Below are 22,552 nucleotides of genomic sequence, written 5' to 3' on the forward strand. Positions count from 1 at the left end.
TGCTCCTCAGTTCATGAGTCGCACTTCCAGCGTCGGTGGTCGGCACCGCACTGTGTGACCCATCGGTCCCTCCATCGGAACAGGGGGCCGCCGGGGAGTCAAGGTTTGCAGAGGCAACCATTTATGGAACGGCCTCCGGGACATGGTGCGACGACCACCCGGCCGGTCTCAGGTGGTGCCGGGGCCGGCGTCGCGGGGAGCCCCGGTGTCCTCCGTGGCCTCTGTCGGCCCATCGACCAGCAGTGCCGTGCCCTCGAACGGGCCGAGTCGGAGGTGGAAGCTGAACAGGTCATCGACGGTGCCGACTTCGCCGCCGGTGAAGGCGTCGACCACGGTGGCCCCGGGGGCGAGTGCCTCCGAACGGACGGTCCCGGCGACGTCCTGGCCGGAGAAGTTCAGGACCGTGACCTCCTGGCGGCCCGACTCCAGGGCATGGACCATGACCAGCATTCCCTTGTGGGAGACGTCGGGGACGTCGAGCAGGCCGCCCTGGGCGATGCCGTGCTCCTCGCGGACCTCCAGGATGCGGGAGAGCCGGCGGGCGAAGGACGTGTCGTCCTGGAGCTGCTCCGGCAGGGTGCCGTAGAGTGCCTGGGCGCGGGGCATGCCGGACGTGGAGGCCACGGCCTCCGGATTGAAGCCCATCAGGTCGTGGGCACCGCGGTGGATCCACCGGGTATCGCCGCGGCTGAGCAGGTCGGTCACCTGATCGCGGTCCAACGGGAGCATGCCGCACAAATCCCAACCGGAGAGGGCGAAGACCCCGGGCTGGAGCGCGTTGTACATCGCCAGCAGCAGGTGGACCCGCTGGATCTCCCGCTTCTGGTCGGCGGTGATCGAGTCCAGGTCGGTGATGCCCAGCACCGCGGTGATCACGCTCGCCGTCGTGCACGCGATCCCATTGGAGGTGAAGACCAGGTTGTAGGGGGCCGCGTCGCCGGTGATGCCGTCGCGCAGGGTCTGCTGCACGTGGGCCGCCAGCTCCGCGCCGGTCAGTTCCCGGCCCTCGAGTTCGTAGATGTCATCCTGGTGCGCACTGGTGAAGTGCACCAGTTCATAGGTCAACTCGTCATGGTTCTGCAGCGCATGCACCAGGGATGCCTGGTCCACGCCGATCTCCTGGGCCAGACGCAGGGTCAGGCGCAGGAATTCGGTGTCGGCCGTCACGAGGGCGTGGTGGTAGGCGGGGCGCGTCACGAAGTCGTAGGACAGGTCCGGGCCGGCGGCCGAGGTGGCCTTGATGTCGTCGATGCCCAGGTTCAGCTCCTGGAAGGTGAAGCCACCGACCTTGCGCACCATGCTGCCGATGATCTGGTTGGCGGCCGCCGAGAGCGGGTGGCCCTCGGACCAGCCGGGGGTTTCCTCGCTGGACTTCTCCACGCCCAGGAAGCCATTGGCATCCAGCCGCAGGGCGCCGGTGCCGAGGTCGACGAGTGAGTGCAGGGCATCACCGACCACCAGGCGCATGCCCGCGAACGAGGGGTCGAGCCAGTTGATGGACGGCTGTCCCTCCTTGAAGTAGTGAAGGTAGACCCAGCGGTGGTAGGTGCCTTCGGTGTCCAGTACCGGGGGAGTGGCGCTCCAGTTCGTCTCCTTCACGCCGGGCTCGAAGAAGATGACGCGCTGCAGCTCGCCGATGATGTAGCCGGCCTGCTGGAGAGAGCGCTCGGTGGCGACATCGATGTTCACCGCGTCGTGCCCCTCCGGGACGTCGGGCAGCAGTGTCCAGTCCTCTTCGGGGATGTCGATCATGTGGTAGATCCCCGGGTAGTCACGGAAGTTCATCTCGGCCAACCGGAAGTCGGCGCCCTTGCCGGTGTGTCCGGGGACGATGTCGTCGAGGATCGTGCCGTCATGGTCCGCCGCAGTGGCGCACATGGCCCGGAACTCGTCCTCGGTGCCGAACAGCGGGTCGATGGCCATGCTGATCCGGTCGAAATGCCCGTCCACGCTGGGGGTGTGGTCCCAGCCGGTCACGCCGCCGGCGACCTTCACCGGGCCGATGTGGATGCCCTTGATGCCGATGCGCTGGAACGCAGTCCAGAGTTCCGCGTCACCGAGGGTGGACAGGAAGGTCTGTTGCGGGCGGGTCATCAGGGAGAGCGGATAGGCGGTGAACCAGACGGAGGCCTTTTCCACGGCGGCCCGCGGGTTGGGGTGTGCGTAGGGGTTCTGCCACATGCTGGCCTGGCCCGAGAGCTGACGGGCCAGCGTCTTGGCGTCGCCGAGCATCGACTGGTTGCGCAGCCATTCGACGTAGACCCGGTTCCTGGCGTCCGGGGCGAAGGGTGGCCGGTCCGCGGTGAAGTGCCGCCGCCGGGCCCGGGGGCGCAGGGTCCGTGGACGCGCCGGGTAGAACTGCTCGTCGAAGCTCGTCTCCGCCGCCGTCGTGGCGTCCGGGGCGGGCTCCGCCGCGGACGGCGCGTTGGCGGGCCCCCGGTGTGGGGGCATCGAATCGGTCACGGGGCTACCTCCTCGAACGGGTGCTCGGATGGGATCATCCGAACCGGCTGCTGCCCACACTGCCAGACATGGCGGGCGTTCCACTAGTCCGGTCGCGCGTGGCGGCGCCGGGGCCTATGCGGCGCCGGCCTCGTCCAGCTCGCCCACGCTGGCATTCTCATCGGCCAGGCGGGTCTTGCGCACGCTCCAGATGTGGGTCAGCACCAGCAGCAGGGCGCCGGGGACGAGCCAGAGCGCCAGCATCAGCAGGTCCAGGCCGATCGCCTGGCCGGGGAAATAGGCGATGGTCTGGACCGCATGCAGCCAGGCGTTGCCGTTCCAGAAGGTGCTGAGCCCGGCGAAGAGGCCCGGCTGGACCTCGGGGACGAAGATCCCGCCTGAACTGGTGAAGTTCAGGGCCACGAAGAGCAGGGTGAGCACCGGCGTCGTCCAGTGTCTGAGCATCGGATGCAGGCCCATGCCCAAGAGCACGATGGCGCTGACGTAGAGCCAGGAGATGAGCCAGGAGCCCCAGATGCTGGCGTCGATGATGTGGTAGATCGGTCCGGCGATGATCAGGCCGAGGCCGGCGACCACCGCCCCGGCGCCGGCCGCCAATCCGAACCGCCCGGCCAGGCGGAAACGCCCCATGTGCCCGGAGATCGGGATGGCGCTGGCGTAGCCGCCGATGCTCAGGGCGACGAGCAGGAAGAAGAGCCCCTGGCCGGTGCTGTCGTGTTCGCCGGCGGGGACGACGTCGTCGATCTTCAACGGCAGATGCTGCTGGTAGGCGATCGGCAGGAAGACCTTCTGCGCGATGTTCGCCGTGGTTTCCGAGGCGGCGCTGGAGACCAGCAGGGTGGCGGCGTCCTGGCCCGGGGCATAGGCGGCGTAGATCTGGCGGTCGGTGATCAGCTGCCGTGCGGTGGCCGCGTCGGGGACGGTCCGCACATCGAGTTCCTCGCCTGATTCGTTCTTCAGGGTCTGGGCGAAGACGAGCGTCTGGGGTGAACTGCCGACGACGGCGACCGGCAGGTGGTGTGGCGCCGGCTGGTGGAAGGCCCCGAGGTAGGCCAGCCCCATCACGGTGGCGAGGAAGAAGGGGATCAGCATCGTCAGGCCCAGCGGCTTCCAGACCCCGCCGGTCCGCGGGCGGCGGGGCCCGGTGTGGCCGCGCCGGGGCTCGGACGGGGTGATGGGGAGTTCGGCGCTGGTGTGGGGGCGTTCGTAGGCGGTCTGCAAAGTCATGGTGCCCCCAGAATACTCCAATGTTGCATTATGCAACAACTGAGCGATGGTCGACCGCGGGACGGGGGCGGCCGGGTAGTGCCTACGATGGGGGAATGGCCCACCCCGACCGCGCAGCCGACATCCGCCAGGCGTATGAGCAGATCCAGCAGCTCTCCCGCCGCATCACCGACCGGTCCCGGCACCTGGGCGAACCGCTGACGTTCGTGGAGCACTCCCTGCTGCGCTTCATCGCCGCGACGCCCGGCACGCGCGCCATCGACATTGCCGCCGCGTTCTCGCTGAACCGCTCCACCGTCTCGCGCCAGGTCGCCTCGCTGGCCGGCATGGGGTTGGTGACCGAGCTGGAGCACGACGCCGGTGTGCCCGGGCGAGGACGGATCCTCGCCTTGACGGGGGAGGGGGAGGCCAAGTTGGCGTTGGCCGCGCAGGCCCAACAGGAGAGCCTGCGCGAACGCCTCGCCGGGTGGAGCGATGACGAGGTCCACGCTTTCGCCGCTGCGCTGGCCCGCTACAACCAGCCGGGCTGAACCGGCCGGGCTGAACCAGCCGGGCCGAATCAGCCAACCAGCAGGGCGGCGTGGTCGCTGGCATAACGCCGGGCCCGGCGGATCTGGCGGGCCAGCAGCGGGATGCCCACCACGATCGTGAGCACGAGGACGGCGAACAGGACAGTGATGAAGGGGTCCGCGGGATGCTCCGCGACAAACCTGGCGTACTGCGTCAGCAGCGTGGCGAAGAGGTAGCCGAAGCTGAAGTTCAGCAGCGGCAGGACCACCGGCGCCACGGCTGCCATGCGGGCGGCCCCGAGCTCCTCGTCCGCATCGAGGGGAAGGTCCTTGCCCCGCAGCACCACCTTGCTGATGACCCGGTGCCGTGACGCGTCCGCGCCCGAGGCCTCACGCAGGGCGGTGCCCAGGGGGTAGGTGGCGATGACCGTAGCGAAGGTGCCCGCCAGGAAAACCCCCTGCAGGTAGAAGGAGAGCGACGCCAGGGCCTCGCTCAGGGGCAATCCGGCGTGGGTGGATCCGAACCCGCACAGGCTGGCCAGCAGTGCGGCGGCCACCACCAGCCCCACTTTGCGCATCGTCCGGCTGGTGATCGCCCGGGCTTCGGGCGTCCACGAGAGTTCCGAGAGGTCGTTGGCCACTGCCGGGGCGTTGGAGGAGTGGCGCAGGAAGCCGTGCCAGATGGCCCCGCCGCACACCACGAACAGCCCCAGCCCCGTGAGCAGGGCAGCGGACGTGGGGGAGCCCCCGGCCAGCTGTCCGGCCGCCAACGTCCCGAACAGCACCAGCAGGACGCAGCCGATGGTGCTGGCCACGAAGAGTGCGACTTTCATGCGGCTGACGCTTTCCGGGGGACAGGGGGTTTCGGGGGTTCTTCCACCGTAGCCCCCCGGCATCCCGACGTGGGAAACCAGACGAAGTCACCGCTGGCCAGTCGTGCCGGCACGGGGCGGTCCTAGACTTCCCGCATGGCCATCGATCTTGAAGCAACGTACCGCGATCTGCATGCACACCCCGAGCTCTCCTTCCAGGAGCACCGGACGGCAGGCATCGTCGCCGGGCACCTGCGCCGGCTGGGCCTGGTGGTGCACGAGGGCATCGGGGGAACCGGCGTCGTCGGCGTCCTGGCCAACGGCGCCGGGCCCACCGTCCTGCTGCGCGCCGACATGGACGGGCTCCCCGTCCGGGAGGAAACGGGGTTGCCCTACGCCAGCACCGCGCGCGGAACCGACCCCGACGGCAAGGACGTCCCGGTCATGCACGCCTGCGGACACGATGTCCACGTCACCGCGCTGCTCGGTGCCGTCGAGCGGTTGGCGGGGGAGCGAGCTGCCTGGAGCGGCACGCTCATTGCCCTCTTCCAGCCCGCCGAGGAGCTCGGTGGGGGCGCCCGGGCGATGGTCGAGGACGGGCTGTTCCAGCGGGTGCCGACCCCCGACGTCGTCCTGGGCCAGCATGTGGCGCCGTTCCCGGCCGGCTGGGTGGGCGTGCACGCCGGCGTGGCCATGGCCTCAGCCGATTCCCTCAGCGTCACCCTGCACGGCGTCGGCGGGCACGGTTCGCGTCCCGAGGCCACCATCGACCCGGTCATGATGGCCGCCGCGACGACGCTCCGCCTGAACGCGATCGTCTCCCGCGAGCTCTCCGCGACCTCCTCGGCGGTGCTCACCGTCGGCCAGCTGCACGCCGGGACCAAGCACAACGTCATCCCCAACCACGCCACCCTGGGCATCAGCCTGCGCGCCTTCGACGAATCCTTGCGCACGCGCATCCTGACGGCCATCGACCGGGTGGTCCGCGGGGAGGCGGCCGCCGCGGGAGCGGTGCGGGATCCGGAGATCGTGCACGACGACCACTTCCCGGTCACGGTGAACGACGCCGATGCCACCGAGCGCACGCGGGCGGCACTTCGCGGGGTCTTCGGCCCGGGCCAGGTCATCGATCCCGGCCATGTCTCCGGCAGCGAGGACGTCGGGGTCCTCGCCACCGCCGCCGGGGCACCGCTGGTCTACTGGTTCCTCGGGGGCGCGGACCCACAAGTCTTCGCCGGAGTCGCCGACCCGGTGGCCGTGGCCGCTGGGCTGCCGTTCAATCACTCGTCGCGGTTCGCCCCGGCGATTCAGCCGGCCCTGGACCACGGGGTGGCCGCCCTGGTCGCTGCAGCCCGCGAGTGGCTCGGGTAGGTCCGGCCCAGAGACTACGCCTGGTGGTGTGAGGTGAGCTTGGCATGGACGACGATGTTGTCCGCATGCCTCCCGATGCTCTTGTTGAACTTCCCGCCGCAGGTGATCAGCCGCAGCTCTGAGCCGGCGGTGTTCCCGTAGGTGTCCATGCTGGAGAAGTCCGGCTTGGGGACCTGGACGATGCGGGTGACGGTGAACACGGCCACCTGTCCGTCGGCGCGGGTGACGGAGATCTTGTCGTCCTTGCGCAGTGCCCCGAGCTTGAAGAAGACCGCGGGGCCTTCCTCTTTGATCGCGGTGACGTGTCCGAGGATGACGGCGGGTCCCTTTTCGCCGGGGGTGGGCCCCCGGTCATACCAGCCGGCGGGGGAATCCTTACCCAGCGGGGGGACGCCGATGCTGCCATCGGCCTGGAGCCCGACGTCCATGAGCGGGGTGTCGACGTCTATCGAGGGGACCGTCAGTCGGACGGGGTGGGATTCCTTCATGATCAGTTCCTTGGCCTTCGTCGGCCGTGGAGCGGGTTTGGAGGCCTTCGGTGTGGCTTTCGTGCTGGATGGTGCCGCCGTGCTGGGGGTGGGCGAGGTCGCTTCCGGGGACGTCGTCGCCCCGATGGCCTCGGAGGCCGGCGGTGAAGGGGGAGGAGCCTCCCCCTTCACGCCGACTCCGACCAACACCGCTCCGACGAGTCCTGCCGTGACGATGACCGATATGGCGTACATACGGCCCTTGCCTTGTTTCCGTCCGACATGTCTCATCGGTTTATTTCCTTTCCGGTGTTGGCGGTGGAGTGGTTAGTTCTGGCCGACCTGGCGGCGGCGGACCATGTAGACGCCGGCCCCGGCAGCGAGCAGGACCAGACCGCCACCCAGGGCGATCGTGCCGTTGTCCATGCCGGCAGTGCTACCGCCACCGGTTTCGGGGTTGCCGATCGGCATGTCCATCTGACCGGCGACCAACGTCCCGCACAGCGCCGGCGACGTGGCCGCCAGCGGCAGTTCGGGAACCAGGTTCGACTTGGCGGCCGCTGCCTTCTTGCTCAGCGTGGCCGGGTCCAACCCGTGGACGACGACGGTGCCGTTGCCGGCCTCGATCGCCTTGATGGTCTTGGCGTTCATCGTGAAGGTGCGCTCGTAGGTGTAGCTGCCACCCATTCCCGCGACCTTCAGGTTGGTGGCGGCCTTGTCGCTGGTGTCGCCCTTCGTGGAGAGCGTGGTGCCGATCATGCCGTAGGAGGGCATGCCCTCCACGGTGTCGACGATCCCGTCACCGTTCTTGTCCGACGCCGGCGTCGGGCAGACGCCCTGCGCGCCCGTGGTGATGTGGACGTGCTGGACATGTGGATACGGAGCGTCCATGAACTTGTCGGCGAGTCCGCTGACCTTTTCGGTGACGGTGGCCTGGTCACCGTCGATGCTGACCATCACCGTCCCGGACGCGCCGCTGCCATTCAAGGCCTTGAGCTCGGTTTGGTACGAATGCGTCCCCTCGTGGGCCGAGGCGCCAGCGGCGGTTGCCGCCACCATCCCCAGTGCCATGACCGGAACGGCCATCATGTGGAGCTTTCTCATCGTTCTTTCCTTCCTCGGTGGTGCCGTCCCTGGTGGGCGGCACGTGAGTTCATGAATCAGAACTGTGTTGCAACTCACGTTCGGAGCCGTGCATCGCTGCGGATTGGACACCTGGCAAACCTTTTTCGGAGAGGGCTCCAGTCATGGTCCTTCGACCAGCTGGCATCCCATGGATGGCCTGCGTGGACAGGGGGGATCCCCCTGGGAGTCGGAGATTGCGTCCCGGCCCGCGTCGATCCGTGGCTGGCTATTCGCCGCTGACCGGGATGGCACTACTGGCGCGGTCAGGACCGGTGCATCTCTGGCGGTAGCGGTTCAGGACCAGGGAGAGGACCCAACGCATCTCCATGCCGGGCGTCGGCGGGGTGTTGCGAATCGTCCGCCAGGCATCCATATAGGCGCCGTAGAGCAGGGCCTCGGTTTCCTCGCTGCGACCGAGGAGTGCGCTGGCCAGTCCATAGGAGCGGTCGCAGGTCAGGTCGTAGAACTCGTCCATGGCCTGGGGGTCGCCGCCGGCCAACCGCCAGCTGAGCGAGGTCAGCGCCTGTTGGCGGGACCTCTCCTCGGCAGGACCCGGCGCCGCATCGCGGCCGGCCGTTCCCGTCCTGACTGGTCCCTTGTCCGGATACCCTCCGTGTGACATGTCATCCCCCCCCGATGGTGGCTGCGCGCGTTCGCAACTGCAGCCCGCTCAGAATTACATGGCTTGTCCACGGAGTACACGATTCTTGCCACCGCATAGGGATTCGCGTTGCAAGGATATTCGGTGATGGCGGGGAGCCGCCCGCGATGACCCGACTTCAGCCGGCTTTTTGAGCCGATCGGATCCGCATCCCCAGGACGACGATGCCGCCGACGACAAGGATCAACAGGATCATGGTGACCACCAGGCCCGTGGGGAAGGCCCTGGCTTCCGTGTCGGAGACGGATGCTGCGGGTTGGCCGCTAGCTGGTGTCGTCTGCGAGGCGGTTGGTGCTGCCGGTACCGGTGCCGCGGCTGTTGCGGCGGCCGTCCGGGAAGCTGCATTGCCCGCGGTTGCCGTGAACGCAAAAGCCCCCTCGATCGGGTGTGAGTCCGCAGAGACTACGCGCCAGGTAACCGTGTATGCACCGCTGGGGGCTTCGGGGTCGACAGCTTGGCTGGCAACCCTGTCGACGACTTCGATCTTGCCGGTCGCCCAGTCCTTGCCAGCGGAGTCCACTACGGTCATTTTGGACCCCAGCGCGAGGGGTGGTTCGGAGAAGGTGAGCCTGATGGATGCTGGCACCTTGGCCACGGTCTGTCCGTCCTGTGGACTCGACCCTGAAAGCGAATCATGGGCTGAAGCGGCGGAGACCGGGACGGTGAGCACGCACAGTGCCACTGCCAGAGTTGCCAACGAACGGCGGATGGAATCCAGGATGCTGACGGTTCGCACGGTGTTTCTCCTCGTTTAGAACTTCTCTTCTGCCCAGGGCACTCACCTCCTGTTCGTCGCCGACGCCCATGTGGATGGGAAGCAAGCCGAATTGATTCCGGGTAGCCACTATCGACCACCGCGCTTGATCTCATGTACTTCGGTCGCAGGCGCGGGTGGCGGCAGCTCCGTGGCGGTGGCTATCGGCTTCATCGTCCCGGAACACAGCTGTAGCCCGGCCCGGAGACGTTGCCGCGGTGGCTTGTTCCGGATACGTCGAAGCCGCCGTGCTCGGCGACATTGACGCCGCAATTGGCGGACGTCGATGGTGCAGGGTGCGTGGTAGACGGGTCCATTCTGGACTGTCCCCGGTTGGCACACGTCGAGCTCCCCCATTTGGTCCCGGGGGCCGTACCCCACGTGCCGGATTGTCGGCAGCCGGCGGCGGGTGGCCGCGCCGGAGACTTCTCAGGTGCCGGGCGGCACGGTGCGACCCAGCACGGCGGCCACGGCCATCGTCGAGGTCATGACCAAGATTTCCAGACTGATCAACCGCCAAACGGGTGCTGTCGGCATTTTTCCGGAATGCAGTGCTGCGACGATCCAGCGACGGTGTAGATACCCGATGACGCCGAGTCCGAGCATTGCGCCGGTCTTCACGAGGACGAGGATGCCGTAGGAGGTGAGAAGCGCCTCCAGCGATCCGATCCGCAGCACCGCGGTGGCCACACCGGAGGCGAACACTGCCGCGTAGGCGACGCCAGCGAGCAGGGAAAAGCGCTTGAAGGTCCCGAGCGATTCCCCGGCCGTGCTCTGTCCCGGGCGGAGGAGATCGGAAAGCAGGCCCAGCACGATCACCCCGCCGACCCAAACCGCGACACCCAGCACGTGCAAGGCCAAGACGGTGGAGGCCCAGGGGACGTGGGTGGAGAGGGCATGGCCGTCCATGGACAGCGGCATGACCACCGTGGCTGCCACGGCCAGTGCCACCAGGTGTGCGTCGCCACCCGGACGCGCCATGAGGAGCACCAGGACCACGAGTGCCACGGCCAGCACCACCACGCGGGCACGGCCCGGTTCCGTGCCCCAGGCATAGGCCCCGAATTCGGCGACGACACCGCGGTGGATGGAGAGGGGTTGCCCGAGGGTGTCGGCGAAGGTGAAGGCCAACACTGCCGAGGCGGATGCGGCCCAGGTGAGGGCAGCCCATCTTGCGGCGGCCACGAGGCGGGCGGATACTCTGGGGTTCTTGAAGCTGATTGGCCGGACGCCTCGTGCGAAGGCCAGGGCGCCCAGCGCCACGGCGAGGGCCACATGGTGGACGGCCAGCGCAGCGGGCAGGCCCCAGCGGACGAGGGTGCCAGGGTCGCCCAGGACGCGAGGCGCCGCGGTGCCGGCGACCGACAACGCTCCGGTAAGAACCACGGCCGTCAGCGCGATGACCCCAACGATGCCCAAGGAGCGCCGAAGGGGCCCGGTGGGCGGCGACATGCTGGTCATGGTGTATGGTCCTTGCTCGACGGCGACGGAGGCCCTGCAACGGGTGTTCGGAGCAGGGGCCCTGTCCGGATGGGGTAGCGCAACCGGGAGGCGTCGACCAAGCACCGGACCGCAGGCGGCCGCTGCGGCTCCGGAGGCCCGGACGTGCTGGACCGCGAGCACTTGTTCCCGGGACGGATCGTCGCCGGTCCGCAGCGAGCGGTCGCTCACGGCGCCACGCAGGAGGGAAGAACCTGTTGCCGATGGAACTGCTGGATACGACTACCGGTACGCTGGACGCCAGAAGATGTCGTGGTACCCCATGCAGTGGACCACGCGGAGAAGGGGTCCATCATGACGGTACTGATCGCCGGATGCGGAGACCTGGGCACGGAAGCAGGGCTGCGGTTCGCCGCGGCAGGACACCGGGTCGTCGGATGGCGCCGTTCCCCGGACGTGCTGCCCGCCCCCATCGACGGCGTGGCGGTCGACCTCGCCGGCGACCTGCCCCGCGTCCCGGCCGACACGGACATCGTGGTGTTCGCCCCGTCGGCACGGGAGCGCAGCGTCGAAGCGTACCGCCGCGTCCATCTCGACGGTCTGGCCAACGTCCTGGACGCCCTCGGCCGCGACGCCGTCACGCCATCGCGCATCATCCTGGTCTCCTCGTCGGCCGTCCACGGGGACGCGGACGGCGCATGGATGGATGAATCCACGCCGGCCGACCCGCCAACTCCAACGGCTGCCATCCTGCGTGAGGCCGAGATGCTGCTGGCGACGCGTGCGCCGCAGGGCATCGTCCTGCGCCTGTCGGGGATCTACGGGCCCGGCAGGACCTGGCTGATCGACAAGGTCGCCAACGGAACCACCGGCGACGGGCCACCGCGCTACACCAACAGGATCCACCGCGACGATGCGGCGGCGGCCATCGTGCACCTGGCCACAGAGGTCACCGATCCGCGCCCGGTCTACCTCGGGGTCGACGAGGAGCCGGCCGGCAGCACCGATGTCTTCGCCTTCCTCGCCCGGCAGCTGGGCGTCGGCTACGAGCCCGGCCCGGCGGCCGCGGAGCCACCCACCGGCAAGCGGCTGCGCGGAGACCTGCTGCGATCCACGGGTTTCACCTTCGCCTACCCGACCTACCGCGAAGGCTATGCCGCCGTCCTGGCCGGCCAGGGGACACGGCACCGGTGACGCACAACAGGGCCGGCCCGAACGGGCCGTCCCTGTCAGTGGTGGGGCGGTGCTACTTCTTTGCCGGATCCAGCACGAAGTCGTAGTCGACCTGCACCCCGGTACCCGAGGCCGCGGGCTTCGGGTCCAACAGCAGTTCCGGCTTCACCGCCGTGGCGATGTCGTCGTTGTTGTGCGGGTCGCCCGGGAAGTACAGCTGGGCGGTCAGCAGCTCGTGCCCGGGGGCGGAGACCTTCAGGTGCAGGTGCGCCGGACGCCAGGCGTGCCAGCCGGCAGCGGCGATGAGCTGGCCGCAGGCTCCATCGGTCGGGATCTGGTACGGCGCGGGCTGCATGGTGCTGATCTGGAAGTTGCCCTCGCCGTCGGCGATGAACGTTCCGCGCAGGTTCCACTCCGGCAGCCCGGGGGCGAACTGCGAGTAGAAGCCGGCGGAATCCGCGTGCCAGAGCTCCACCGTGGCGTTCGGCAGTGCCGAACCGTCGGTGGAGCGGACCTGGCCCTGGAAGAGCAGCGGGGTGCCGTGCTCGTCCTCGCGCATGGCGATCGTCGCCGGGGACTGCTGGCTCGGGGCGCCGGGGATGTAGTAGGGACCCTCGATGGAGCCCTTGTTGCCCTCGCGGTGGTCGGTGGCGACGTCCTCCACCGAGTGTTCCAGCCAGACGTCCAGGAACAGCGGCCACTCGCCGTCCTCGCCGACCTTGATCAGCCAGGCCTTCAGGGCGTTGTATTCCTCGTAGCTGACGCGTTCCTGGAGCACTATGTCGTTCGCGGCGCCGATGAGCTTGCCGGCGAGCATGCTGACGCGCTCGATGGAGACGGCTGCGGTGCCGGTCTTGCCGGATTCGCGGAAGCGGTCGGTGGCTGCGTTGCCCGACTTGGCGGCGCTGGCGTCTGCTGTGGTTTCGGCGGTCATGGTGACTCCTTCGTCATGCGTGGACGCTGTCCCCGGGCGATGCCCCGCAGGGTGTGATCGGCGTCATGTGCTGCTGTTGGGATCAATCTAGGCCCTGGCATTGTGCCAAGGGAAATACCTGTTTCGTCCATATTCGGACGTTCGGCATATCAATCCCTCGAGGGGTCAGCGGATCGAGTTCGGGTGCTTCGACAGCGGGGTGACCTTGATGGTCATGTACGGGTACATCGGGAAGCCGCTGAGGATCTCGTGCAGCTCGTCGTTACTCTCGACGTCGAAGAGCGAGTGGTTCGCGTATTCGCCGACGATCCGCCAGATCCCGGCCATCTTGCCCGACTCCTGCAGCCCGCCCGAGTAGGCCTTCTCGCGGACCTGGAAGTCGGCGATCTGCTCGGCGGTCAGGGTATCGGGGAAACGCACGTCCATGCGGGCGAGGAACATCATGGTGACTCCTGTCGGTGGTGGTGGGGTGTACGACGGCGGTGTGCCGGGTGGGCAGCTCAGTCCTGACGGTAGCGGGAGAGCTTGTCCTCGTCGATTCCGGCCCCGACGCCGGGGACCTCGCGGACGCGGATGCGCCCGTCGGTGATGACCAGCGGTTCGGCCAGCAGGTCATCTGACATGTCCAGGAAGTTGGACAGCTCCCCGGCGCGGCGGCTGGAGGCCTCGTGGGCTGCACCGAAGGTCACCGTCGCCAGGGACCCGACCTGGGTGTCGATCTGGTTGCCCATCGTCACGTCCACGCCGAGCCCGGTGCACAGCCCCAGGATCTCGGTGGCCTCGGTGAAGCCGCTGCGGGCCGTCTTGATGCAGATCGCATTCGCGCCACCGGAGAGCAGTTCGCGCGAGACGTCGCCGGCGGTGGGCACCGATTCGTCGCCGACGATCGGGATCGGGGACTTCTCCACCAGCCGTCGCCGTGACATCGCCTCCTTGGCGTCGCACGGTTCCTCGAGCATCGTCAGGCCCAGGCCCTCGGTCCGGCGCAGCACCTGCATCGCCTCGTTGGCGCTCCACCCGCGGTTGGCATCGAGGTAGAGCTCGACGTCGTCGCCGAGCCCCTCGCGCAGGACATGGCAGGCCTCGATGTCCAGGGCCAGCGGCCGCCGGCCGACCTTGAGCTTGAACGTGGTGATCCCGTGCTCCTCGCCGAAGCGCTGCGCCTCGTCGAGCAGTTCGGCGGCCGGCTTGAAGCCGAGCATGTGGGACACCCGCATCGACTCGGTGTAGCCGCCCAGCAGCTTGTGCACCGGGGTGGCCGTGGCCTGGCCGATGAGGTCCCAGACGGCGATGTCCAGCGCGCCCTTGGCCACCTGGTTGTGGATCGTGCGGCGCAGCACCTCGTGGATGCGTCCGCGGTCGAACGGGTCCAGTCCGATCAGCTGCGGGGCGAAGACGTCCTCGGTGATGGTGCGGATCGACTGCTGCGTTTCCCCGTACGTGTAGGGCCGCGGCGGAGCGTCGGCGGTGCCGATGAGCCCCTCGTCGGTGTGCACGCGGATCAGCACGTGGTCCGCCGTCGTCACCTCCCCGGAGGCGAAGCGCAGGGGGTGGTTGTACGGGATGGCGTAGGGGATCGCCTCGATCCGCTCGATCTTCACTGGTTGTTTCCTTCCGGGTTCGCCCACGGGGTGCACAACTTCAGGAAGTTGTGGACCAGTGGGGCGTCGTTGCCGGCCTTCCAGGCCAGGGCCAGGTCGACGGTGGGGGCGTTGCGCAGGGGGCGGAATACGATCCGTTGGCTGGAGGGCAGGCGTGCTGCGGTGGGCATCAGGGCGATGCCGAGTCCTGCGTCGACGAAGGTCAGTAGCGTCGAGGTCTCCCGGGCCACCTGGACCATGCGGGGGATGAATCCGGCACGGCGGCAGGACTCCTGCACGATGAGGTTCACGGCCGAGGTGGCCGGGTAGCAGATGAAGGGTTCGCCGGCCAGGTCGGTGAGGTCCAGTTCGTCGTGGGCTGCCAGGCGGTGGTTCTCCGGCAATGCGACGCTGAGCCTGTCGTGTTCCAGGAACACCAGTTCCACCGAGGTCGAGCGCACCGGTGGGCGCAGCACGGCGACGTCGAGCCGCCCCTCGACGAGGGCCTCCTCCATTTCAGGGGTGAGCATTTCGCCCTGGACGTTGAGCTGGAGCCCCGGCATGTCCCGGTGGGCCGCCTCGACGATCCCCGGCATCAACCGGTAGGTCGCGGTGCCCGTGAAGCCGACGCGCAGCACCCCGCTGGCACCGTGGCCGACGGTGCGCACGTCCTGGGCCAGCTGTTCGAGTTCGGCGAGCAGGGTGCGCGCCCGGCCCAGGAACATCTCTCCCGCCGGGGTGAGGTCCACCCGCCGCGTGGTCCGGGTCAGCAGCGGGGTGCCCAGCTGTTCCTCGAGTTGCTTGATCTGCTGGGAAAGCGGCGGTTGGGCCATGTGCAGGCGCGCCGCGGCACGGCCGAAGTGGCGTTCTTCGGCAACGGCGACGAAGTAGCGCAGGTGTCTGGTTTCCATGGGGCTCCGATGATGCGGTCCGGGCGGCTGCCGCGGTGGCGTCTCGTGTGAACTCTAGGCCGGGCCGCTCGGAGGGGGAAATACCTATTCGACGCCTATTGAGAGTCTACGCGTCCTAATAGGGGAGGGGGCGCCGGCTTCAGCCGTTCCGGAGGCGGTCCAGGACCAGCGCCAGAGCCGGCCAGGCGCTGCGCCCACGCCGGGTCCGGGCAAACGCGCGCAACCTGACTTCGGGGTCGTGCAGCGCCAGGATGGTGATGCCCGCCCGCGGCGGCCGGTTCGCCGGCAGCATGCCGACCCCGAGCCCGGCCAGGACCAGGTCCTCCACCAGGTCCAGGCTGTCGGACTGGTGGCGCAGCGCCGGCTCGATGCCGGCCATCGAGGAGATCATGCGCAGCACCGTCTCGTCGGCGACGTTGCGCGAATTGCCGATCCAGTCGTGGTCACGAAACGCGTCGAAGACCTCGGCGGCCCCGGGCGTCCCGTCGGCACTGGCCCTGGTCGAGCGGAAGTGCAGGGCGTCCGCGGTCGGCACGCCGAGCCCCCACGGTGTGCTCCACAGGGGCAGGGTCTCGATGCCCGCCCCGACATCGTCGGGAGCCAGGCTGTAGTCGTAGGTCAGGGCCAGGTCGATCTCGTCCACTGCCAGCTGGCGCAGTGCCTCGGCCGGTTCGTGCTCGAGGACCTGGATGCGGACCCGGGGGTGGTGTTCGGCGAACTCGGCGATGACCGGCATCAACGTGGTGCGGATGGCCGTCGCGAAACCCGAGACGCGCAGCGTCCCCGACGGTTCGGCCGTCGGGTCAAGGTCCAGCCGTGCCGCATCGACGGCGGCGAGGATCGATTCGGCGTGCTCGGCGAGCCGGCGTCCTGCGGGAGTGAGCCTGACCCCGCGGCCCTCAGGTTCCAGCAGGCGCGCCCCGGTGTCCCGGGCGAGCAGCGCGATCTGCTGGGAGACCGTCGAGGTCGTGGTGCCCAGCAGGTCCGCGACCCCGCGCATCGAGCCCATCCGGGAGAGCTCGTAGAGGTATTGCAGGCGTCGGGTCTCCATGGAAACCATTGTGCAGCAATCCTGAATGGTTTGTTGAGGATTGTCACGTGGACATGGATGGACGACGTCGGATGCAATGGTCCCATGACTTCCCCACCTCGCACGGCGCTGGGCCCTGCCGGCACCGGCTCGATCATGGCACTGGCCTCCATGACCTGCGTGCAACTGGGATTGGCCGTCTCCGTCGGACTCATCGGCGTCCTGGGGCCGGAAGGCGTCGCCTGGCTGCGGCTGGCGTGGGCCGGCGTCATCCTGGTCGTGATCGGGCGGCCCTGGCGGGTCAGGTTCAGCCGCGCCGCCTGGGGTGCCAGCATCCTGTTGGGCGTGGCAACCGGAGGGGTGACGGTGCTGTTCATGCTCGCCGTCGAACGCATCCCGCTGGGCACCGCCAGCGCCCTGGAATTCCTGGGCCCGCTCTCCATCGCGATCATCCAGGGCCGGGGCCCCGCCCGCTGGTGGGCGCTGGTGGCGGCCGCCGGGGTGCTGGGGCTGACCGAGCCCTGGGTGGGTGCCACCGACCCGGTGGGCATCCTCTTCGCCCTCGGCGCCGCCGCCTGTTGGGCCGGGTATGTGCTGTTCACCCAGAAGGCCGGGGACACCGCCTCCGGGATCAGCGCGCTGGGCATCTCCATGCCGGTGGCGGCCATCGTCGCCACCTGCGTGGTCGGCCCCTCCATCGTGGCCCGCCTGGACTGGCAGATCCTGCTGGTCGGTTTCGCCCTGGCCCTGCTGCTGCCGGTCATCCCCTTCAGCCTCGAGATGCTGGCCCTGCGCAAGCTGACCACAGCAGCGTTCGGGACCCTGATGTGCCTGGAACCGGCCATCGCCGTCGTCATCGGGCTGACCATCCTTCACCAGGTCCCGCGACCCGCGGCGATCGTGGGGATCGTGCTGGTGGTCCTGGCCGGGATCGGCGCCACGCGCTCGGGCCAGCGGCGGGTTCCGGTGGCCGTGGAGGCCGCCAGCCCGGCGGCCCCGGCGCCCGCACCTCCGGGCGGGGCCACCGGGGACGTCTAATCCGTGGCGGGCGTGTCGCGGGTCAGGATCAACCGTGCGCCACCGCCCACGGCCAGTGTCACCTCCCGCGTACTGCCCACCGGAGTGAAGGTGAACAGCACACTGCTGATGGACAACCCGCTCTTGTAGATCTTGGCCAGCCGCCGGTGGTCCTCGGTGGAGAGCAGGAAGTGCTCGCCGTCGTACTGCAGCTCATACGGTTCCTCGCCCATGGACGCATCCTAGCGGCCCCCCACGCACCGACGGCGCCGCGCACCATTGCGCGACGCCGTCGGTTCCACAGGGGCCCGGAAGGTGGCCCGGTCAGTGGATGTCGGCGGTCTCCCGGGGGTCCTTCCCGCCGGGGAGCAGGCCGGCCTCCGCCTGGGCGGCGATCTGGCGCACCCTCTTGCGGCAGGCATACCACCCGGCCATCAGCGCCGGGACGATGACCACGATCGAGGCGACGGTCCACGTGCCGACGGGGGAGTCGAAGGCCATCAGGACCACCACGAAGAGCAGGAACGCCAGGGTCAGGTACCCGCTCCAGGGCGCGAAGATCATGCGGAAGGCCGGGCGGACCGCCTCACCGCGCTGGGTCAGCCGGTGGAAGGCCAACTGGCACAGGACGATCATCGCCCAGCAGGAGATGATGCCCAGCGAGGCGATGTTCAGCACGATCTCGAACGCCTTGGCCGGAACGATCGCGTTGAGCAGCACGCCCAGGCAGGCGACGGCAGCGGTGAGCATGATGCCGCCGTAGGGCACGCCGGCCTGGTTCATCCGGGAGGCGAATTTCGGTGCCGATCCGGCCAGGGCCATGGTGCGCATGATGCGACCTGTCGAATACAGCCCGGCGTTCAGCGAGGACAGCGCGGCGGTGAGGACCACCAGGTTCATGATGGAGTCCATGCCGGAGACGCCGATGGAACCGAAGAACGTCACGAAGGGGCTCACGCCGGCCTGGTAGGACGTGAAGGGCAGCAGCAGCGAGAGCAGCGTCAGCGAGCCGATGTAGAACACCACGATGCGCACCACCACGGTGTTGATCGCCTTGGGCATGATCTTCTCGGGGTTCTCGGTCTCGCCGGCGGCGGTGCCGAGCAGCTCGATCGACGCGTAGGAGAACACCACGCCCTGCATGACCACCAGCACCGGCAGCAGGCCGTTGGGCAGGATGCCCCCGTGGTCGGCGATCAGGGAGAAGCCGACCTCATGCCCGGCGAGCGGGGTGCCGAAGATGACGAAGTAGATGCCCACGGCCAGGAAGCCCACCAGCGCGACGACCTTGATGAGCGCAAACCAGAACTCCAGTTCGCCGAAGACCTTAACTGAGACCAGGTTCGCCGAGAGCACCAGCACCAGGGCGGCCAGTGCCCACATCCACTGCGGGACGGCCCCGATCCAGGGGACGTACTTGGCGAAGAAGTGCATGTAGAGCGCGACGGCGGTGATGTCCACGATCGCTGTCATCGACCAGTTCAGCCAGTACATCCAGCCGGTGACGAAGGCCGCCTTCTCCCCGAAGAACTCCCGGGCGTAGGAGACGAAGGAGCCAGACGTCGGGCGGTGCAGCACCAGTTCGCCCAGCGCCCGCAGGATCAGGAACGCGAAGAACCCGCAGACGGCGAACGCGATGACCAGTCCGGGGCCGGCATCGGCCAGCCGGCCACCGGCGCCCATGAACAGCCCGGTGCCGATGGCCCCGCCAATGGCGATCATCTGGATCTGGCGGTTCTTCAGGCCCTTCTTGTAGTCGCCGTCGCCGACGGTCAGGGCCTGCCCGGAGGCATGCTGGTGGGCCTCGTGCTGCGCCGGCGGCTCCGGCTGCTGGTGGGTGCTGGTCATGCGTTGTCCTTTGATCGGGGGAAGGAACGGTGCGAGGTGGTCTGTGTGGTGGTCAGTGAAGTGGTGTGCGGCGCTGCGCCGACTCAGTCGGAGAGGTTGGCCAGGCGTTCGGGGCGCAGCAGCTCATCGAGTTCGGTGCGGGAGAGCAGGTTCTGCTCGAGCACCAGCTCGGCGATGCCCCGGCCCGAATGCAGGGCCTCCAGGGCGATCGCCGTGGAGGTGGCGTAGCCGAGCTGCGGGGTCAGGGCGGTGACCAGCCCGATCGAGTTCTCCACGTTGCGGCGCAGGAGCTCCTCGTTGGCGGTGATGCCCTCGACGCAATTGCGGGCCAGCGTCTGGCAGGCCGCCTCGAGGTGGCGCATCGACAGCGTCAGCGAATGCACGATCACCGGTTCGAACGCGTTCAGCTGCAGCTGCCCGCCCTCGGCGGCCATCGAGATCGTCACGTCGTGCCCGATCACCTGGTAGGCCACCTGGTTCACGACCTCGGGGATCACGGGGTTGACCTTGCCGGGCATGATCGAGGATCCTGCTTGCACGGCGGGCAGGTTGATCTCGTTGAACCCCACGCGCGGTCCGGAGGAGAGCAGGCGCAGGTCGTTGCAGATCTTCGAGAGCTTGACCGCAACGCGCTTGAGCACCCCGGAGAGGTGCACGAATGCGCCCACGTCCTGGGTCGCCTCGATGAGGTCGGGGGAGGTGGTCAGGGGCAGGCCGGTCAACTCCACCAGGTGGCGGCAGGCAGCCTCGGTGTAGCCGGTCGGCGCGTTGAGCGAGGTGCCGATCGCCGTTGCACCGAGGTTGATCTCGTGCACCAGCTCCAGCGATTCGGCCAGCCGGTCGCGGTCCTCGCGGATCGTCACCGCATAGGTGCCGAACTCCTGGCCCAGCGTCATCGGCACGGCGTCCTGGAGCTGGGTGCGGCCCATCTTCACCACTGTCCTGAACTCCAGGGCCTTGCGCGCGAACGCCGCCTCCAGTTCCTCAATCGCCGCCAGCAGCGGCACCGCGGTGAAGGACGTCGCGACGTTGACGGCCGTCGGGTAGACGTCGTTGGTGGACTGCGAGAGGTTCACGTGGTCATTGGGGTGCAGGTACCGGTAGTCACCGCGCGCATGGCCCAGGATCTCCAGCGCCCGGTTGGCGATGACCTCGTTGGCGTTCATGTTGGTGCTGGTCCCGGCCCCACCCTGGAGCACATCGACGATGAACTGCTCGTGCAGTGCCCCATCGGCGATCTCGGCGCAGGCGGCCTCGATCGCGTCGGCGCGGGTCGCATCGAGCAGCCCGAGCTCGCGGTTGGCCCGCGCCGCCGCCTGCTTCACCAGGGCCAGGGCGCGGATCAGGTGCGGGTTGGACGCCAACGGCTGGCCCGTGATGTGGAAGTTCTCCGAGGCGCGCAGCGTGTGCACGCCCCAGTAGGCGTCGGCGGGGACCTCGCGGTCGCCGATCAGATCGTGCTCGATGCGGGTGGCGGCCAGGCTGGTGGTGGGCATGACGGGGTGATCTCCTGTGCTGGGTGTTGCTGTGGTGTGGGTGGTGGGGGTGCCGGGTTTCCTACTGCACGACGGCGGCGAGCTCGCCGACGCGGTGCCCGCCTCCGAGCGCGGGGACCGCCAGCAGCGGCTGTAGTGCTGTGGCGAGGGAGGCATCGTCCACCAGCCGGGTCAGTGCGGCGGCGGTAATGGGCATCCGTGCCCGGTCCCCGCCGTCGGAGACCTTCACCGCCAGTCCGGTGCCATCGGGCAGCCCGATGACCTGGATGCCCTCGAACCCGTCCTTCGCGACCAGCCCCGGCACGGCACGCATGATGGCGGTGACGTCCCGGCCCTCGCCGGCGACCAGGTAGGGGTGGGCCCGCATGGCGTCGGCAACCCGGCGCTCGGGGCTGCCCTCGGCCGCGGAGGCCAGCTGGCCGAAGGCACGGGCCATGCCGGCCAGGGTGATCGTGTAGACGGGGGTGCCGCAGCCGTCGGTGCTGGTGGCGCCGACCGCCTCGCCGGTCAGGTCCTGAACCGCGGTGCGCAGCATCGCGTTGACCGGATGGGACTCATCCAGGTAGCCGTCCACCGGCCAGCCGCGCTGCACGCACAACGCGGCCAGTGCCGCGTGCTTGCCGGAGCAGTTCTGGGCCAGCCGGGTGGGGCCGTGCCCGGAGCGCAGCCACGCCTCGCGCTCGGCCGGGCCGTACGGCAGGTCGGTGCTGTTCGCCAACGCTGTCTCGTCCAGCCCGGCGGCGGCCAGGGTGGAGAGCGCCACCTGCTGGTGCTTCGGTGATCCGTTGTGGCTGGCCGATGCCAGGGCCAGTTGTTCGCCGGTCGCTTCCAGCCCGGCGCGGAGCATGCCGACGGCGAAGAGCGGTTTCAGCGCCGAGCGGGGGTAGAAGCCGGCCTGCGCGTCGCCGAGGGCCTCGATCACCGTGCCGTCGGGGGCGGTGGCGACGAGTGAGCCGTAGTGGACGGACTCGACGGCGTCGCCGCGGGTCTGGGCGGCCAGGGGTGCGTGGGCGGGGAGGTTCACTGGAATCCGTTCCTGACGAGGTGGTCCACGGCGCCGCGGACGGCCCCGAGGTGTTCTTGCATGGCGCGCTCGGCGGCTGAGGGGTCGCGGGCCTCGATGGACGCGACGATGAGTTCGTGTTCGCGGTTGGAGGGCTCGCGGCGTCCGGCGACCAGGTTCAGGGTCTCCGACTGGCGGGCCATGGCATCGCGGATGTCGCCGACGACCTTGATGAAGACGCCGTTGCCGCTGGCGGCGGCGATGGCGAGGTGGAAGGTGGCGTCGAGCTCGACCCAGGCGCCGGCGTCGTCCTCGGTGCGCATGGCCTCCATCAAGGTCTTCAGCCGTTCGAGGTCCCCGGTGGTGCGGCGCTGGGCCGCGAGGCGTGCCGCGGGGGCCTCGATGTGGGGGCGGGCCTCGAGCAGGTCGGTGGAGGAGAAGCTGCCGAGCACCAGGTCCTGCCGGGGTTCGGCGGCGATGACGAACGTGCCGCGGCCGGTCTCGGTCCGGGTCAGGCCCAGGGCGGCGCAGGAGCGCAGCGCCTCGCGGACGACCGAGCGGCTGACGCCGAACTGGGCGCCGAGGGTCGCCTCGGAGCTGAGCTTGGTGCCGACCGCCAGTTCGCCGGATTCGATGGCGGAGCGCAGGGAGCGGAAGACGGCCTCGGACGCGCTGGTGCGGTCGATCGGCTGTTGTCCTGCTGTCCAGCTGTCTGACAGGTTCATGTTCAG

The 22,552-nt window shown here is 68.9% G+C and carries 22 protein-coding genes; 4 read left to right on the forward strand and 18 right to left on the reverse strand.

Annotation, left to right across the window (positions count from 1 at the left end):
• Nucleotides 1–168: 168 nt before the first annotated feature.
• Together treS and ACN0TP_RS01090 are read right to left on the reverse strand one after the other, a co-directional pair.
• Entirely contained in the window at nt 169–2,451 is a 2,283-nt protein-coding gene (treS, locus tag ACN0TP_RS01085) for a maltose alpha-D-glucosyltransferase (RefSeq protein ID WP_417216476.1), read from the reverse strand.
• A gap of 126 nt (nt 2,452–2,577) precedes the next feature.
• Nucleotides 2,578–3,690, reverse strand: a complete 1,113-nt coding sequence (locus tag ACN0TP_RS01090) for a hypothetical protein (RefSeq protein WP_417215556.1) — start codon at nt 3,688–3,690, stop codon at nt 2,578–2,580.
• 95 nt (nt 3,691–3,785) lie between these two features.
• Here ACN0TP_RS01090 and ACN0TP_RS01095 point away from each other — a divergent pair, with 95 nt between their 5' ends.
• Nucleotides 3,786–4,220, forward strand: coding sequence for a MarR family winged helix-turn-helix transcriptional regulator (locus ACN0TP_RS01095; protein WP_417215557.1), 435 nt, complete (start codon nt 3,786–3,788; stop codon nt 4,218–4,220).
• Nucleotides 4,221–4,249: 29 nt separating this feature from the next.
• On the opposite strand, the gene ACN0TP_RS01100 is transcribed toward ACN0TP_RS01095, so the two are convergent.
• A complete protein-coding gene (locus tag ACN0TP_RS01100) occupies nt 4,250–5,032 on the reverse strand; it encodes a hypothetical protein (RefSeq protein ID WP_417215559.1) in 783 nt (260 codons plus the stop codon).
• Nucleotides 5,033–5,167: 135 nt separating this feature from the next.
• Here ACN0TP_RS01100 and ACN0TP_RS01105 point away from each other — a divergent pair, with 135 nt between their 5' ends.
• Nucleotides 5,168–6,382 carry an amidohydrolase gene (locus tag ACN0TP_RS01105; RefSeq protein ID WP_417215560.1) on the forward strand — a complete coding sequence of 405 codons (1,215 nt, stop codon included), beginning with the start codon at nt 5,168–5,170 and terminating at the stop codon, nt 6,380–6,382.
• Between the two features lie 14 nt (nt 6,383–6,396).
• Here ACN0TP_RS01105 and ACN0TP_RS01110 read toward each other — a convergent pair whose 3' ends face one another.
• The 5 genes from ACN0TP_RS01110 to ACN0TP_RS01130 form a co-directional block, all read right to left on the reverse strand.
• A complete protein-coding gene (locus tag ACN0TP_RS01110; RefSeq protein ID WP_417215562.1) occupies nt 6,397–7,104 on the reverse strand; it encodes a class F sortase in 708 nt (235 codons plus the stop codon).
• 72 nt (nt 7,105–7,176) lie between these two features.
• On the reverse strand, nt 7,177–7,953 hold the full coding sequence (locus ACN0TP_RS01115) for a hypothetical protein (protein ID WP_417215564.1): 777 nt from the start codon (nt 7,951–7,953) through the stop codon (nt 7,177–7,179).
• A gap of 247 nt (nt 7,954–8,200) precedes the next feature.
• Nucleotides 8,201–8,596, reverse strand: coding sequence for a hypothetical protein (locus tag ACN0TP_RS01120; protein ID WP_417215566.1), 396 nt, complete (start codon nt 8,594–8,596; stop codon nt 8,201–8,203).
• A gap of 157 nt (nt 8,597–8,753) precedes the next feature.
• Nucleotides 8,754–9,371, reverse strand: a complete 618-nt coding sequence (locus tag ACN0TP_RS01125; RefSeq protein WP_417215568.1) for a copper resistance CopC family protein — start codon at nt 9,369–9,371, stop codon at nt 8,754–8,756.
• Nucleotides 9,372–9,818: 447 nt separating this feature from the next.
• Complete coding sequence (locus ACN0TP_RS01130) at nt 9,819–10,850, reverse strand: copper resistance D family protein (RefSeq protein WP_417215570.1); 1,032 nt, start codon at nt 10,848–10,850, stop codon at nt 9,819–9,821.
• A gap of 333 nt (nt 10,851–11,183) precedes the next feature.
• On the opposite strand from ACN0TP_RS01130, the gene ACN0TP_RS01135 reads away from it, so the two are divergent.
• Nucleotides 11,184–12,023: an NAD-dependent epimerase/dehydratase family protein gene (locus ACN0TP_RS01135; RefSeq protein ID WP_417215571.1), complete on the forward strand. Its 840-nt coding sequence runs from the start codon at nt 11,184–11,186 to the stop codon at nt 12,021–12,023.
• Between the two features lie 52 nt (nt 12,024–12,075).
• On the opposite strand, the gene catA is transcribed toward ACN0TP_RS01135, so the two are convergent.
• The 5 genes from catA to ACN0TP_RS01160 all read right to left on the reverse strand — a co-directional run bounded on the left by catA (nt 12,076) and on the right by ACN0TP_RS01160 (nt 16,478).
• Nucleotides 12,076–12,936: a catechol 1,2-dioxygenase gene (gene catA, locus ACN0TP_RS01140; protein WP_417215573.1), complete on the reverse strand. Its 861-nt coding sequence runs from the start codon at nt 12,934–12,936 to the stop codon at nt 12,076–12,078.
• A gap of 165 nt (nt 12,937–13,101) precedes the next feature.
• On the reverse strand, nt 13,102–13,380 hold the full coding sequence (gene catC, locus ACN0TP_RS01145; RefSeq protein ID WP_417215575.1) for a muconolactone Delta-isomerase: 279 nt from the start codon (nt 13,378–13,380) through the stop codon (nt 13,102–13,104).
• A gap of 56 nt (nt 13,381–13,436) precedes the next feature.
• Nucleotides 13,437–14,537, reverse strand: a complete 1,101-nt coding sequence (locus ACN0TP_RS01150) for an enolase C-terminal domain-like protein (RefSeq protein ID WP_417215577.1) — start codon at nt 14,535–14,537, stop codon at nt 13,437–13,439.
• A complete protein-coding gene (locus ACN0TP_RS01155; RefSeq protein WP_417215579.1) occupies nt 14,534–15,427 on the reverse strand; it encodes a LysR substrate-binding domain-containing protein in 894 nt (297 codons plus the stop codon). The genes ACN0TP_RS01150 and ACN0TP_RS01155 overlap by 4 nt, the downstream gene beginning before the upstream one ends.
• Nucleotides 15,428–15,566: 139 nt before the next feature.
• A complete protein-coding gene (locus tag ACN0TP_RS01160) occupies nt 15,567–16,478 on the reverse strand; it encodes a LysR family transcriptional regulator (protein ID WP_417215581.1) in 912 nt (303 codons plus the stop codon).
• A gap of 84 nt (nt 16,479–16,562) precedes the next feature.
• Here ACN0TP_RS01160 and ACN0TP_RS01165 point away from each other — a divergent pair, with 84 nt between their 5' ends.
• Nucleotides 16,563–17,495 carry an EamA family transporter gene (locus ACN0TP_RS01165; RefSeq protein ID WP_417215582.1) on the forward strand — a complete coding sequence of 311 codons (933 nt, stop codon included), beginning with the start codon at nt 16,563–16,565 and terminating at the stop codon, nt 17,493–17,495.
• Here ACN0TP_RS01165 and ACN0TP_RS01170 read toward each other — a convergent pair.
• The 5 genes from ACN0TP_RS01170 to ACN0TP_RS01190 form a co-directional block, all read right to left on the reverse strand.
• Nucleotides 17,492–17,707: a hypothetical protein gene (locus ACN0TP_RS01170; RefSeq protein WP_417215584.1), complete on the reverse strand. Its 216-nt coding sequence runs from the start codon at nt 17,705–17,707 to the stop codon at nt 17,492–17,494. The genes ACN0TP_RS01165 and ACN0TP_RS01170 overlap by 4 nt on opposite strands.
• Nucleotides 17,708–17,798: 91 nt before the next feature.
• A complete protein-coding gene (locus ACN0TP_RS01175; RefSeq protein WP_417215586.1) occupies nt 17,799–19,322 on the reverse strand; it encodes an amino acid permease in 1,524 nt (507 codons plus the stop codon).
• Between the two features lie 83 nt (nt 19,323–19,405).
• The gene (locus tag ACN0TP_RS01180; RefSeq protein WP_417215588.1) at nt 19,406–20,818 is read right to left on the reverse strand and encodes an aspartate ammonia-lyase; all 1,413 of its coding nucleotides are present in this window, start codon (nt 20,816–20,818) and stop codon (nt 19,406–19,408) included.
• 61 nt (nt 20,819–20,879) lie between these two features.
• Nucleotides 20,880–21,842: an asparaginase gene (locus ACN0TP_RS01185; protein WP_417215590.1), complete on the reverse strand. Its 963-nt coding sequence runs from the start codon at nt 21,840–21,842 to the stop codon at nt 20,880–20,882.
• Nucleotides 21,839–22,546 (reverse strand): FadR/GntR family transcriptional regulator, encoded by a 708-nt coding sequence (locus ACN0TP_RS01190; RefSeq protein WP_417215591.1) that lies wholly within the window; start codon nt 22,544–22,546, stop codon nt 21,839–21,841. The genes ACN0TP_RS01185 and ACN0TP_RS01190 overlap by 4 nt, the downstream gene beginning before the upstream one ends.
• Between the last annotated feature and the right edge of the window lie 6 nt (nt 22,547–22,552).

The sequence above is a fragment of the Arthrobacter sp. genome (genome assembly GCF_048266065.1).
Classification (GTDB): Bacteria; Actinomycetota; Actinomycetes; order Actinomycetales; family Micrococcaceae; genus Arthrobacter_H.